The following is a 12,827-nucleotide window of genomic DNA, read 5'->3' on the forward strand; positions in this document are numbered from 1 at the left end:
AAGCGGGAAGCCTGCTTCGAGATGAGGACTCCCACCCCCTTGAGGGGTTAAGGCTCCCAGTAGACGACTGGGTTGATAGGCCAGATATGGAAGCACCGCAAGGTGTGGAGTTGACTGGTACTAATAGGCCGAGGGCTTGTCCTCAGTTGCTCGCGTCCACTGTGTTAGTTCTGAAGCAACGAACAGTTGCTGGCTTTGAGCAGAACCACTTAATTGAAGAGTGTGCTTGTTCGCTCGAAACCGATAGGGTTTCGGTGGTCATAGCGTTAGGGAAACGCCCGGTTACATTCCGAACCCGGAAGCTAAGCCTTTCAGCGCCGATGGTACTGCATGGGGGACCGTGTGGGAGAGTAGGACGCCGCCGAACAATATTTCAAGGACCCTTGGTCCCAGCGTTCACGCTGGGACCAAGGGTCCTTTTGTTTTTTCCGAAGCGCGCCGACCAGCCGGTTGCGCGAGAATGACTGCGGTACCTCAAGACAGGAGTCACGTCGATGTCCACCAACTCTCCCGACGACCGTTCGGGCGGCGAGCGTCGAGGTTTCCGCCGCGACGACCGGCCGGCACAGCGACGTGACGACGACCGACGCGGCCCCCGCCGGGACAACGACCGCGGTGGCTTCCGCCGCGACGACCGTCCCACCTTCCCGCGCGATGACCGTGCCCCGCGTCGTGATGACGACCGTGGTGGTTTCCGTCGTGACGACCGTCGTGATGAGCGTCCGTCGTTCCGTCGTGACGACCGCGCCCCCCGTCGCGATGACGAGCGCGGTGGCTTCCGTCGCGACGAGCGCCGCGATGACCGTGCCCCCCGTCGTGACGACGAGCGCGGTGGCTTCCGTCGCGACGACCGTCCCTCTTCCTTCCGTCGTGACGACCGCGCCCCGCGCCGTGACGACGAGCGCGGTGGCTTCCGTCGCGACGACCGTCCTTCCTCTTTCCGTCGTGATGACCGTGCGCCGCGTCGCGACGACGAGCGCGGTGGCTCCCGTCGCGACGAGCGCCGCGATGACCGTGCCCCCCGTCGTGACGACGACCGTGGCGGTTTCCGCCGCGACGAGCGTCCCTCTTTCCGTCGTGACGAGCGTCGTGACGACCGTGCCCCGCGTCGTGATGACGACCGTGGTGGGTTCCGTCGTGACGAGCGTCGTGATGAGCGTCCGTCGTTCCGTCGTGACGACCGCGCCCCCCGTCGCGACGACGAGCGCGGTGGCTTCCGTCGCGACGACCGTCCCTCTTCCTTCCGTCGTGACGACCGTGCGCCGCGTCGCGATGACGAGCGCGGTGGCTTCCGTCGTGACGAGCGTCGTGACGACCGTGCCCCGCGTCGTGATGACGACCGTGGTGGGTTCCGTCGTGACGACCGTCGTGATGAGCGTCCGTCGTTCCGTCGTGACGACCGTGCGCCGCGTCGCGATGACGAGCGCGGTGGCTTCCGTCGTGACGAGCGTCGTGACGACCGTGCCCCGCGTCGTGACGACGAGCGCGGCGGTTTCCGTCGCGACGACCGCGCGCCGCGCCGTGACGACGACCGTGGTGGGTTCCGTGGTGGCCGTGATGACCGCGGTGGTCGCCAGGGTGGTGGCTACGGCCGCCGCGACGACCGTCAGGGTGGCGGCGGCTACCGCGGTGGGCGTGACGACCGTTCCGGCGGCTACGGGCGTCGTGACGACCGGCGTGACGACCGCCGTGACGACCGTGAGCCCGTGAAGCGGCTGCCGATCCCCGAGGAGGTGACCGGCGACGAGATCGACGCGGACGTCAAGCAGGAGCTCATGAGCCTGCCGAAGGGCCTGGCCGAGGAGGTCGCGCGCAACCTCGTCATGGTCGCCAAGCTGCTCGACGAGGAGCCTGAGCAGGCCTACGCGTACTCCAAGATCGCCCTGCGCCTCGCGTCCCGCGTCGCCGCCGTGCGCGAGGCCGCCGGCTTCGCCGCGTACGCCACGGGCAAGTACTCCGAGGCCCTCGCGGAGTTCCGCGCCGCCCGCCGGATGACCGGCTCCGTCGAGCTGTGGCCCGTGATGGCGGACTGCGAGCGCGGCATGGGCCGCCCGGAGCGCGCCCTGGCCATGGCCGGCGAGCCCGAGGTGCACAAGCTCGACAAGGCCGGCCAGGTCGAGATGCGTCTCGTCGCCGCCGGTGCCCGCAAGGACATGGGCCAGGCCGACGCCGCCGTCGTCACCCTGCAGAGCCCCGAGCTCGCCTCGAACTCGGTCCAGCCGTGGACCGCCCGCCTCCGCTACGCCTACGCCGACGCGCTGCTCGCCGTGGGCCGTGAGGACGAGGCCCGCGAGTGGTTCGCCAAGGCCCTCGAAGCGGACCAGGGCGGCATGACGGACGCCTCCGACCGCCTCGCGGAGCTGGACGGCGTCGAGTTCACGGACGCCATGGTCGAGGCCGACGAGACCGAGACCCCGGCCGAGGACACCGACGCCCCGGCCGAGGCCCCGCAGACCGCGGAGCCCGTCGAGACCCCGCAGTTCGTCGAGCCGGTCATGCCCGAGGAGCCCGCAGAGGCCCCCAAGGCTGCCGAGACCGCCGAGACCGTCAAGTCCGCCGAGGACGAGGCGTCGGACGCCGACAAGGGCTGATCGCGGCCGAGTTGACCGCATGAAGGGCGGAACCCCCGACCGGGGGTTCCGCCCTTCGGCGTTTCTCCGGCGTTCAGTTCAGCGCAAGGCTCCGCAGAACCAGGCCCGTTGCCGGTTTGGGGCCGAAGGAGGTGGATTTGCGGGGCATGGTGACGCCCTGTTCGGCGAGTTCGCGGACGACGTCCTCGCAGACGGGGTGCATGAGGACGGCCGTGCCGCCGTGGCGTTCGGCCTGCTTGACGGCGGCGGCCGTCTCATGGATGTAGCCGATGTGCTCGGGGTCGTCGGGGACGTGCCAGATGTGCTCCAGCAGGACCGAGTGCAGGACCGTCGCGTCGAGGGTCCGCCAGGCCTCCGGGCGGTCGGTGGGGACCGTACGGGCGAGGAGTCCGGGATCGGGGCTGTCGAGCAGGTGGAAGCGGCCGTCGCCGGCGAGGACGAAGGCGTTGCCGTCCTTGCCGGTGGCCTCGGCGAGCGCGTCGAGGGCCTGCGGCAGCGAGCCTTCGAGGGTGCGGACCCGGAAGGCACCGCCGACGGCGGCGAGGGCGTCCGCGACCGGCAGCCGGTGCAGGAGCCGGTGGATGGCCCGTACGCGCAGCGGGTAGCGGGCGGTGTCGACGAGGAGGACGAGGCCGAAGTCCCAGGGCCCGGCGGCGGGTTGCTCGGCGCGCAGCCGGAGGTACGTCGCCCAGCGGTGGTGGCCGTCGGCGATCAGGGCCCGCTGCCGGGAGAGGTCGGCGCCGACGGTGCCCAGATCGGCCGGGTCAGTGATGGACCACAGGCGGTGGGCGTAGCCGTCGTCGGTGGTGGTGGACAGCAGGGGCGCGGAGCGGATGACCCGGTCGATGACGTCCGCCGCGCCGCCGGTGCCCTCGGTGCCGCGGTAGGAGAAGAGCAGCGGCTCCAGGTTGGCGCCCGTGCCGCGCATCAGGGCCGCCCGGTCCTCGATGATGTGCGGCATCACGTCCTCGTGGGGAAGGACGACGCCCTCCTCGCGGGGGCTGAGGCGCAGTGCCCCGATCAGGCCGCGCTGCAGGATGCCGTCGCCCTGCTGCTCGTAGACGTAGAGCGCGGGCTCGGGGTCGGGCGCGAGGATGCGCTCGTCCTGCCAGCGGCGCAGCGTCTCGGCGGCCTGCCGGTGCCGGTCCGCGGCCGTGGCGGCCTGGGGGAGGATCAGCCGGACGATGTTGTGCGGGTCCGCGGTCTCCAGGTGGCGCAGCCCGTCCGGCCGTACCACCACGTCGTACGGCGGCGACGTGACGGCGGAGAGGCTGCCGACCCGTTCCGGGACATAGCGCAGCCCTCGGAACGGCACGAGTTCGAGACCCTGCCCCGTATCCCCTGTTCGGCCTGGAGTGCTCATTGGGAAATGTTATGTCTCACGGCCGGATGAGCAATGATCGGGGAAGAGACGTACAGCACAAGGAGCGAGTCACGATGAACCAGACCGTCCGGATCCGGCCCGAAGGCAGTGGGCAGCGGCTCAGCGCAGCCTACGACACGGCGCTGCTGGACCTCGACGGCGTGGTCTACGCGGGTGGCGAGGCCATCGCGCATGCCGTCGAGTCGTTGGGGACGGCGCGGGAGGGCGGGATGCACCTCGCCTATGTGACGAACAACGCGGCTCGTACCCCGGAGACGGTCGCGGCGCACCTGACGGAGCTCGGTGTGCCCGCCGAGCCCGCCGATGTGATCACCTCGGCGCAGGCGGTGGCGCGGCTGATCGCCGATCAGATCCCGGCGGGTTCACGGGTGTTGCTGATCGGCGCGGAGGGGCTGCGGGTCGCGCTGGAGGAGCGCGGGCTGGTGCCGGTGGAGTCGGCGGACGACGATCCGGCGGCGGTGGCGCAGGGGTATGGCGGGCCGGACATGCCGTGGTCGCGGCTGATGGAGGCGTCGTACGCGGTGGCACGCGGTGTGCCGTGGTACGCGTCCAACACGGATCTGACGATTCCGAGTGCCCGGGGCATCGCGCCGGGCAACGGTTCGGCGGTGCGGGTCGTACGCATGGCGACGGGTGCCGAGCCTCAGGTGGCGGGGAAGCCGTTGCCGCCGATGCACCGGGAGACGGTGCTGCGGACGGGCGCGAAGCGGCCGTTGGTGGTCGGCGACCGGCTCGACACGGACATCGAGGGTGCGTACGCGGGGGGTGTGGATTCGCTGCTCGTGCTGACGGGGGTGACCACGGCGGCCGAGCTGCTCGCCGCGGCGCCGGAGCACCGGCCGACGTATGTGGCGCGGGACCTGCGGGGGCTGCTGGAGGCCCAGCCGTCCGTCGACCCCGTCGACGGCGGCTTCCGGTGCGGCGGGTGGACGGCGTCCGTCGCCGGTGACGAGCTTTCGCTGGCGGGTTCGGGCGAGCCGGTCGACGGGCTGCGGGCGCTGTGCGGGGCCGCGTGGGCGGCGGCGGGGTCCGGTACGGGTGTTCTGGACGGCGGGAAGGCGGTTGCCCTGCTGGGGCTTTGACGGTTGTTTCCCGGCCGCGGGCCGGTGGGGGCTGGTCGCGCAGTTCCCCGCGCCCCTTTCGGGGCGCGAGGAACTGCGACTAGCCGGACCCGTCAGTCCGTCGGCTCCGTCTTCCCCTGTTCCCATTCCGTGAGGAGGTCCTCCTCCGTGGCGCCCCGGCGCCAGTAGCCCGTGAACTCCACCGCGCGGCGGTCGAAGCCGCGGTCGTTGACCAGGTGGCGGCGGAGCGTGCGGACCGCGCCGGCCTCGCCCGCGATCCACGCGTACGGGGTGCCGGTGGGCAGCTCCGCCGCGCGCACGGCGTCGACGATCGACGTGGCGTTCGCGGATCCGCGTACGAGCCAGGTGATGTCCACGTCGGCGGCCGTCGGCAGGTCCTGGACGTCGTCCGCGTGCGGCACCTCGATCCAGACCTTCGCCCTGGCCCCGGCGGGCAGCCAGGCGAGGATGCCGGCGACGGCGGGCAGCGCCGTCTCGTCCGCGGTGACGAGCGACCAGTCGGTGTCCGCGGGCGGCTGGAAGTCGACGCCGCCGTTGTCCGCGACGACGGGCGCGAGCGCGGCGACGCGGTCACCGGGCTTCGCGGCCTGCGCCCAGGTGGTGGCGGGGCCGCCGTGGTGCGCGTCGCCGTGCACGGCGAAGTCGACGTCCAGCTCGGCCGGGTCCGTGCGCAGGTCGCGGATGGTGTACGTGCGCATGACGGAACGGACCGCCGGGTCCTGGGAGCGCCAGTGCGCGAACCAGCCCTCGTCGAGGACCTCGGGCATGACGGGCGCGTCCTGGCGGGGCTGCGGCAGGAACACCTTGAAGCGCTGGTCGCGGCCGCCGCTCGTGAGCTCGGCGAGGTCCGCGGCCCCGAAGGTGACGCGGACCATGGCGGGGCTGATCCGGGCCGTGCGCACGACGTGCAGGTCGAAGAAGCGGAACGGCGAGCTCGGTGCGGTGGTGGAGCTGGTCATGCGGAAAGGCGTCCTTTCGGCTGGCGGGAGCGTCGGCGGGGGCGCCGGCAGGGGCAGCGGATCAGCTGACCTTCTTGGCCTTCGAGACGGCCTCGGCGAGGCGCTCGACGAGCGGGGCGCAACCGGCGTAGGAGAAGCGCGGTTCGCTGAGCCAGGGGGTGATCTGCCCGGCCTTGACGGCGGGCAGCCCGGCCCAAGTCGGCTTGGCGGCCAGGTCCTTGGGCTGCATGGCGACGGTGCGGTCGTCGAGCAGGATCAGGTCGGCCTGGTACTTGCCGGCGTTCTCCCAGCTGAGGCTCTCGAAGAAGCCGCCGGTGACCTTGTCCGGGACGACGATGTCGACGCCGAGCTGCTTGAAGTAGGTGAGGTCGGCGTAGACCGAGGGGTCGGAGACGTAGAACATGTCGGCGGAACCGGAGGCGGCGAGGACCTTGAGGCCCTTGTTGTCACGGGCGGCCTTGCGGAGGGTCTCGGAGGCCTTCTCGAAGCGCGCCTTGGCGTCCGTGACCTGCTTCGCCTGAAGGTCGGCGCCCAGCGACTCGGCGAGCTCGGCGTAGCGGCCGATGACCGTGGTGAGCGAGGTCTTCGCGGTGGTGATGCCGACGCCGGGGGCCAGGCCGAGGATCTTCTTCTTGCTGTCGTCCGGCACGTACCAGAGCTCCTGGCCCTGGTACATGTTGGTGACGATCAGCTCGGGACCCATGGCCGCGTACTTCTCGACGTTGAACTCGCCCCAGGCGTTGCCGAGGATCGTCACCTTGTCGACGTCCAGGTCGCCGGCCTGCGGGTCGGGCTTGCCGTCCTTGAGCTTGGTGGGGCCGAAGACGGCGGCGCAGTCGAAGCCGAAGTCGTGCAGGGCGGCCGCGCTGCCGGTGAACGCGACGACCTTCTTGGGGGTCTTGCTCGCCTTGGCGGTCTCGCCGCGGTCGTCCTTGAAGGTCCAGGGTCCGGAGCCGGAGTCCGATCCCGAGTCGCCGCCCGAGGACTTGCCGCCCCCGCAGGCGGTGAGGAGGGCGCCGGCGCCGAGCGCGCCACCCGCCGTCAGGAGGCCACGGCGGGACAGGGAGCTGAAACCTGGAATGCGGGGGGTGTTCATGGGAAGCGCTTCTCTCGGAACTCTCGAAGGGGCAACAACATCGGGACAACGTCAGGGTAGGCTAACCTAACCTGGTGTTGGTCGACAGTCACCTCGAATCCCCAGCGGCACCGCCGCGATCCGTGCCGCCCGGCCGGAACGCGGCCCGTGCGGCAGGTCTGTTCGCCGCGCTCGGAGTACTGCTCCTGGTCGCCGTGGCGAGCGTCGCCATCGGCGCCAAACAGATCCCCCTCGAACAGGTCTGGAACGCGCTGGCCCATTCCGCGTCCGGGAGCGACGCCGTCGTCGTGCGCGACGTGCGCCTGCCCAGGACGCTGCTGGGCATCCTCGTCGGCGCCGCGCTCGGGCTCTCCGGCGCCGTGATGCAGGCGCTCACCCGCAACCCGCTCGCCGAGCCCGGCATCCTCGGCGTCAACGCCGGTGCCGCGGCGGCCGTCGTCTCCGCCATCAGTTTCCTGGGCATCGGCACCATCAGCGGCTACATGTGGTTCGCCTTCCTGGGCGCGGCCGTCGTCTCCGTGGCCGTCCACTTCCTCGGCGGCAGCCGCAACGCGACACCGGTGCGCCTCGCGCTCGCGGGCACGGCCGTGACGTACGCCCTCTACGGCTATGTGTACTCGGTCCAGTTGCGGGACGCGGCGGCGATGGACCGGATGCGCTTCTGGGTCGTCGGCTCGCTCGCCTCCGCGACCATGGACACCGTCTGGCGGATCGCGCCCTTCATCGGCCTCGGCGTCCTGCTCTGCCTGGCGCTCGCCCGGCCGCTCAACGCCATGGCACTCGGCGACGACCAGGCGCTCGCGCTAGGCTCCCGGCCCACGCTCACCCGCGTCCTCGCGATGGTCGTCATCACCCTGCTGTGCGGCGCGGCGACCGCCGCCTGCGGGCCGATCGTCTTCGTCGGCCTGATCATCCCGCACCTGGTGCGCGCCCTCACCGGCCCCGACCTCCGCTGGATCCTGCCCTATTCGGCCGTCCTGTCGCCCGTGCTGCTGCTCGGCGCGGACGTGATCGGACGGGTCGTCACCCGGCCCGGCGAGCTCCAGGTCGGCATCGTCACCGTGCTCATCGGCGGGCCCGTCTTCATCTACCTCGTACGCCGCCGGAAGGTGGTCCAGCAGTGAGTGCCCTGTCGTCCCCGAGGACCAGCACCCGGCTCAGGGTGATCCGCACCCGCGGCGGGCTCTCGCTGCGCGTGAGCCCCCGCGCCGTCCTCGTCGTCCTGCTGCTGCTGGCCGCCGCCGCGGCCGCCGCCGTCGCCCTCATCGGCACCGGCGACTACCCGATGTCGCCCGGCGAGGTCATCGGCACCCTCGCCGGAAACGGCACGCCCGCCCAGGAGTTCATCGTCCAGGACCTGCGGCTGCCGCGCGTCCTGGTCGGGCTGCTCGTCGGCGCCTCCCTGGGCCTGGCGGGCGCGGTCTTCCAGTCGGTCTCCCGCAACCCGCTGGGCAGCCCGGACGTGATCGGTTTCGGCCAGGGCTCGGCGGCCGGGGCGCTCGTCGTCATCGTCCTCTTCCACGGGGACCCCTTCGCCGTCGCGGCCGGAGCCGTCGTCGGCGGCATCGCCACGGGCGTCGCCGTGTACCTGCTCGCCTGGAAGAAGGGCGTCCACGGCTACCGCCTCGTCCTCGTGGGCATCGGCGCGGCCGCCGTCCTCAGCGGCGTCCGCGACTACCTGATGACCCGCGCCGACCTCACCGACGCCACGCGCGGCATGCTCTGGATGGTCGGCTCCCTCAACGGCCGCGACTGGGGCCAGGTATGGCCGCTGCTGTGCGTGGCCGCCGTGCTCTTCCCGCTCGTCGTCGGCCAGGGCCGGGCCCTGCGGATGATGGAGATGGGCGACGACGCGGCCTACGCGCTGGGCGTGCGCGCCGAACGCGTACGGATCGTGGCCATGGGCGCCGCCGTCCTGCTGACCGGCGTCGCGACCGCCGCCGCCGGACCCATCGGCTTCATCGCCCTCGCCGCACCCCAGCTCGCCCGCCGGCTCACCCGCGCGCCCGGCCCCAACCTGCCCGCCTCCGCCTGCATGGGCGCCGTCCTGCTGATCACCGCCGACTGGGCCTCGCAACGGCTCTTCGGCGCCGACCAGCTGCCCGTCGGCGCGGTCACCGGCATGCTCGGCGGCTGCTATCTGCTGTGGCTGCTGTTCACCGAGCGCAAGGCGGGCCGGATATGACGCTGCAGGACCTGACGAACACACAAGGAGAGACCACCGTGAGCGACGTACGCGAAGCCACCGCGCCGCGGACGGCACAGCAGGCCCCGGCGCCCCGCGCGGCCGCGGAGCGGAAGCCGACGAGCCGCCTGTCGGCCGAGAACGTCACGCTCTCCTACGACCAGCGGGTCATCGCGGAGAACCTCTCGGTCGCCATCCCCGACAACTCCTTCACGGTGATCGTCGGCCCCAACGGCTGCGGCAAGTCCACCCTCCTGCGCGCGCTGTCCCGCATGCTCAAGCCGGCCGCCGGAACCGTGCTCCTCGACGGCGCGGCCATCGACTCGTACCCGGCCAAGCACGTCGCCCGCACGCTCGGACTGCTTCCGCAGTCCTCCATCGCCCCGGACGGCATCACCGTCGCCGACCTCGTCGCCCGCGGCCGCTACCCCCACCAGGGGCTGCTGCGGCAGTGGTCGCGCGAGGACGAGCGGATCGTCCAGGAGTCCATGGCCTCGACCGGCGTCGAGGCGCTCGCCGACCGGCACGTCGACGAGTTGTCCGGCGGCCAGCGCCAGCGCGTCTGGATCGCCATGGCCCTCGCCCAGCAGACCCCGCTGCTCCTCCTGGACGAGCCGACCACCTATCTCGACATCCAGCACCAGATCGACGTCCTCGACCTGTGCGCCGAGCTGCACGAGGAGCAGGGCCGCACCCTCGTCGCCGTCCTGCACGACCTCAACCACGCCACCCGCTACGCCACCCACCTGATCGTGCTGCGCGACGGGAAGGTCATCGCCCAGGGCGACCCGCGGGAGATCGTCACCGCCGGCCTGGTCGAGCGGGTCTTCGACATCCGGTGCCAGGTCATCGACGACCCCGAGACCGGCACCCCGCTGGTCGTCCCGGCCGCCCGGCAGCGCAGGACGCCCGCGGCCGCTACAGCAGCGACCGCAGCCGCAGCACGTCCCGCAGGCTAGCCTGCACCCGGACCCGGCCCCCGGCCCACGCCTTCGCGAAGCTCAGCCGCCCGTCCACCAGGGCCACGAGGTCGTCGCCGGACATCGTCAGCGCGATCTCCGCGCGCCGCTCCGGGGTGCCGGGAGCGGTCTCCACGTCCTGGATGTGGCCGCCCGCCAGATGGCCGGTGAAGGTGACGTCGAGGTCGGTGATGTGGCAGCTGAGCGAACGGTCGGGTGCGGCGGCCTCCCGCAGGTCGCCACGGGCCCCCGCGAGGTTCTCCGCCAGCCGGTCGAGTGCGGCACGGCACTCCTCGATGGTCGCCATGGGGATGGACGGTACCCCAGCGGATCGCGTACGCCGCGAAGGCGCCTGGACGGGGTAGCGTCGGGGCCATGACCGATCCGACGACCGGCGCGCCCGAGGACGAGCGGGCGGCCGGGCCGCAGCCCCTGGGCGTCGACCGGACCCCCACCGGCGACCCCGCGGTGGACGCCGCGCTCGCCCGGCTGGCCGACGCCGACCACCTCGACGCGAGCGGCCACCTGGAGGTGTACGAGGATGTACACCGGGGCCTCCGCGACGCGCTCGCCGCGCTCGACCGCGGCCCCGGCCCGTCCGGGGTCCCCGTGCCCTCGGGGTCCCCCGCCTCGTACGACAACAGGAGCTGAACCACCCGTGGCAGTGACCCGCCCGCGCCGCAGCCGACTCGACGCCGAGCTGGTGCGCCGGAAACTCGCCCGCTCCCGCGAGCACGCGAGCCAGCTGATCGCGGCGGGCCGGGTGACGGTCGGCGGCGCCGTCGCGACGAAGGCGGCGACCCAGGTCGAGATCAGCGCCGCCGTCGTCGTCACCACCGACGAGAACGACCCGGACTACGTCTCCCGCGGCGGCCACAAGCTCGCCGGCGCCCTCGCCGCCTTCGTGCCCCGCGGGCTGCAGGTCGAGGGCCGCCGCGCGCTCGACGCGGGCGCCTCCACCGGCGGCTTCACCGACGTCCTGCTCCGCGCGGGCGCCGCCCACGTCGTCGCCGTCGACGTCGGCTACGGACAGCTCGCCTGGTCCCTCCAGAGCGACGAGCGGGTCACCGTCAAGGACCGCACCAACGTCCGGGAGCTGACGCTCGACCAGATCGACGACCGGCCGGTCGACATCGTCGTCGGCGACCTGTCCTTCATCCCCCTCGGCCTGGTGCTGCCCGCGCTGGTCCGCTGCGCCGCCCCCGACGCCGACCTCGTCCTCATGGTCAAGCCGCAGTTCGAGGTCGGCAAGGAACGGCTCGGCAGCGGCGGTGTGGTGCGCAGCACCCAGCTGCGGGCCGAAGCCGTCCGCACCGTCGCGGACCGGGCGGCCGAGCTGGGGCTCGGCGTGCTGGGCGTGACGGCGAGCCCGCTGCCGGGTCCCTCCGGCAACGTCGAGTACTTTCTGTGGCTGCGCGCCGGAGCGCCTGCACTGGATCCGGCGGACGTTGACCGTGCAGTGGCGGAGGGGCCCCGTTGACCACTTCAGAAGCACCATCAGCAACATCGGCAGCATCAGCGACATCGGCAGCATCGGCACAGACCTCGGCGAGCGCCGAGGAAGGCGGGCGGACCGTCTTCCTGCTCGCCCACACCGGCCGCCCCGCGGCCATCCGCAGCGCCGAACTCGTGGTGCAGGGCCTGCTGCGCTGCGGCATCGGCGTGCGGGTGCTGGCGGAGGAGGCGGCCGACCTGCCGCTGCCCGCCTCCGTCGAACTCGTCGAGGCGGGACCGGAGCGGCCGGACGTACTGGACGGCTGTGAACTGCTGATCGTGCTCGGCGGCGACGGCACGCTGCTGCGCGGCGCCGAGTTCGCGCGGCGCTCCGGGGTGCCGATGCTGGGCGTCAACCTCGGGCGGGTCGGTTTCCTCGCCGAGGCGGAGCGCGACGACCTCGACAAGGTCGTGGACCGGGTGGTGACCCGCGCCTACGAGGTCGAGGAGCGGATGACCCTCGATGTCCTCGTCCGCACCGACGGGCACATCGTGCACACCGACTGGGCGCTGAACGAGGCGTCGGTGGAGAAGGCCGCGCGGGAGCGGCTGCTGGAGGTCGTCATCGAGGTCGACGGGCGCCCCGTGTCCCGCTTCGGCTGCGACGGCGTGGTCTGCGCGACCCCGACCGGCTCCACGGCCTACGCCTTCTCGGCGGGCGGCCCCGTGGTCTGGCCCGAGGTCGAGGCGCTGCTGATGGTCCCCATCAGCGCGCACGCCCTCTTCGCCAAGCCGCTGGTGACGGCGCCGGACTCGGTGCTGGCGGTGGAGGTGCAGCCGCAGACGCCGAACGGGGTGCTGTGGTGCGACGGCCGCCGCACCGTCGAACTGCCCGCCGGGGCACGGGTGGAGGTGCGGCGGGGGGCGGTTCCCGTACGGCTGGCCCGGCTGCATCACGCGTTGTTCACGGACCGGTTGGTGGCGAAGTTCGCGTTGCCGGTGGCCGGGTGGCGGGGTGCGCCTCATTGATCGGCGCTCCCTGGGTGCGGGTCGTCTGCCGCCTGCGGCGGGGGCGGCCTGCGGCCGCGGGGGCAAAAACCCCGCCGGCGGTGTTTAGAACCGCCGGCCGGTTGTGTC

Annotated in this window: 12 protein-coding genes, 2 rRNA genes and 1 pseudogene; 11 read left to right on the forward strand and 4 right to left on the reverse strand. The window is 72.3% G+C overall.

What is annotated here, in order from left to right; all coding sequences use genetic code 11:
• The 4 genes and pseudogenes from ACWD4A_RS33565 to ACWD4A_RS33580 all read left to right on the forward strand — a co-directional run.
• Window positions 1–144 (forward strand): 23S ribosomal RNA (locus ACWD4A_RS33565); the annotation flags it as partial.
• Window positions 145–250: 106 nt separating this feature from the next.
• A 5S ribosomal RNA gene (gene rrf, locus ACWD4A_RS33570) occupies window positions 251–367 on the forward strand.
• A 751-nt stretch (window positions 368–1,118) separates the two neighbouring features.
• Window positions 1,119–1,715: pseudogene (locus ACWD4A_RS33575) on the forward strand (tetratricopeptide repeat protein); the annotation flags it as partial.
• A gap of 60 nt (window positions 1,716–1,775) precedes the next feature.
• On the forward strand, window positions 1,776–2,591 hold the full coding sequence (locus ACWD4A_RS33580) for a hypothetical protein (RefSeq protein ID WP_451199946.1): 816 nt from the start codon (window positions 1,776–1,778) through the stop codon (window positions 2,589–2,591).
• A gap of 73 nt (window positions 2,592–2,664) precedes the next feature.
• Here the strand turns inward: ACWD4A_RS33580 and ACWD4A_RS33585 are convergent, their stop codons facing one another.
• Complete coding sequence (locus ACWD4A_RS33585; protein WP_451199929.1) at window positions 2,665–3,954, reverse strand: DUF1015 domain-containing protein; 1,290 nt, start codon at window positions 3,952–3,954, stop codon at window positions 2,665–2,667.
• A 74-nt stretch (window positions 3,955–4,028) separates the two neighbouring features.
• Between ACWD4A_RS33585 and ACWD4A_RS33590 the strand changes: the two genes are divergently transcribed.
• On the forward strand, window positions 4,029–5,057 hold the full coding sequence (locus ACWD4A_RS33590) for an HAD-IIA family hydrolase (RefSeq protein ID WP_451199930.1): 1,029 nt from the start codon (window positions 4,029–4,031) through the stop codon (window positions 5,055–5,057).
• Between the two features lie 92 nt (window positions 5,058–5,149).
• On the opposite strand, the gene ACWD4A_RS33595 is transcribed toward ACWD4A_RS33590, so the two are convergent.
• Together ACWD4A_RS33595 and ACWD4A_RS33600 are read right to left on the reverse strand one after the other, a co-directional pair.
• Window positions 5,150–6,016, reverse strand: coding sequence for a siderophore-interacting protein (locus tag ACWD4A_RS33595; RefSeq protein WP_451199932.1), 867 nt, complete (start codon window positions 6,014–6,016; stop codon window positions 5,150–5,152).
• Between the two features lie 61 nt (window positions 6,017–6,077).
• The gene (locus ACWD4A_RS33600; RefSeq protein ID WP_451199935.1) at window positions 6,078–7,112 is read right to left on the reverse strand and encodes an ABC transporter substrate-binding protein; all 1,035 of its coding nucleotides are present in this window, start codon (window positions 7,110–7,112) and stop codon (window positions 6,078–6,080) included.
• A gap of 74 nt (window positions 7,113–7,186) precedes the next feature.
• Here ACWD4A_RS33600 and ACWD4A_RS33605 point away from each other — a divergent pair, with 74 nt between their 5' ends.
• The 3 genes from ACWD4A_RS33605 to ACWD4A_RS33615 are packed head-to-tail and all read left to right on the forward strand — an operon-like array spanning window position 7,187 to window position 10,256.
• Window positions 7,187–8,236, forward strand: a complete 1,050-nt coding sequence (locus ACWD4A_RS33605; RefSeq protein ID WP_451199936.1) for a FecCD family ABC transporter permease — start codon at window positions 7,187–7,189, stop codon at window positions 8,234–8,236.
• Entirely contained in the window at window positions 8,233–9,297 is a 1,065-nt protein-coding gene (locus ACWD4A_RS33610; RefSeq protein WP_451199938.1) for a FecCD family ABC transporter permease, read from the forward strand. Before ACWD4A_RS33605 ends, ACWD4A_RS33610 begins: the two co-directional genes overlap by 4 nt.
• Entirely contained in the window at window positions 9,258–10,256 is a 999-nt protein-coding gene (locus tag ACWD4A_RS33615) for an ABC transporter ATP-binding protein (RefSeq protein ID WP_451199939.1), read from the forward strand. Before ACWD4A_RS33610 ends, ACWD4A_RS33615 begins: the two co-directional genes overlap by 40 nt.
• Here ACWD4A_RS33615 and ACWD4A_RS33620 read toward each other — a convergent pair.
• Window positions 10,216–10,563: a sterol-binding protein gene (locus ACWD4A_RS33620; RefSeq protein ID WP_451199940.1), complete on the reverse strand. Its 348-nt coding sequence runs from the start codon at window positions 10,561–10,563 to the stop codon at window positions 10,216–10,218. The genes ACWD4A_RS33615 and ACWD4A_RS33620 overlap by 41 nt on opposite strands.
• Window positions 10,564–10,631: 68 nt before the next feature.
• Here ACWD4A_RS33620 and ACWD4A_RS33625 point away from each other — a divergent pair, with 68 nt between their 5' ends.
• The 3 genes from ACWD4A_RS33625 to ACWD4A_RS33635 are packed head-to-tail and all read left to right on the forward strand — an operon-like array spanning window position 10,632 to window position 12,719.
• A complete protein-coding gene (locus tag ACWD4A_RS33625; RefSeq protein ID WP_451199942.1) occupies window positions 10,632–10,907 on the forward strand; it encodes a hypothetical protein in 276 nt (91 codons plus the stop codon).
• 13 nt (window positions 10,908–10,920) lie between these two features.
• Window positions 10,921–11,736, forward strand: a complete 816-nt coding sequence (locus tag ACWD4A_RS33630; protein WP_451199948.1) for a TlyA family RNA methyltransferase — start codon at window positions 10,921–10,923, stop codon at window positions 11,734–11,736.
• On the forward strand, window positions 11,733–12,719 hold the full coding sequence (locus ACWD4A_RS33635) for an NAD kinase (protein ID WP_451199944.1): 987 nt from the start codon (window positions 11,733–11,735) through the stop codon (window positions 12,717–12,719). Before ACWD4A_RS33630 ends, ACWD4A_RS33635 begins: the two co-directional genes overlap by 4 nt.
• The last annotated feature ends 108 nt before the right edge of the window (window positions 12,720–12,827 follow it).

The sequence above is a fragment of the Streptomyces sp. NPDC002537 genome (assembly GCF_053594975.1).

What these genes read in the sequence shown, in the direction of transcription:
- ACWD4A_RS33620 (WP_451199940.1), bottom strand. Translation starts at nt 10,563, where the DNA reads ATGGCGACCATCGAGGAGTGCCGTGCCGCACTCGACCGGCTGGCGGAG.
- ACWD4A_RS33600 (WP_451199935.1), bottom strand. Translation starts at nt 7,112, where the DNA reads ATGAACACCCCCCGCATTCCAGGTTTCAGCTCCCTGTCCCGCCGTGGC.
- ACWD4A_RS33585 (WP_451199929.1), bottom strand. Translation starts at nt 3,954, where the DNA reads ATGAGCACTCCAGGCCGAACAGGGGATACGGGGCAGGGTCTCGAACTC.
- ACWD4A_RS33625 (WP_451199942.1), top strand. Translation starts at nt 10,632, where the DNA reads ATGACCGATCCGACGACCGGCGCGCCCGAGGACGAGCGGGCGGCCGGG.
- ACWD4A_RS33595 (WP_451199932.1), bottom strand. Translation starts at nt 6,016, where the DNA reads ATGACCAGCTCCACCACCGCACCGAGCTCGCCGTTCCGCTTCTTCGAC.
- ACWD4A_RS33590 (WP_451199930.1), top strand. Translation starts at nt 4,029, where the DNA reads ATGAACCAGACCGTCCGGATCCGGCCCGAAGGCAGTGGGCAGCGGCTC.
- ACWD4A_RS33580 (WP_451199946.1), top strand. Translation starts at nt 1,776, where the DNA reads ATGAGCCTGCCGAAGGGCCTGGCCGAGGAGGTCGCGCGCAACCTCGTC.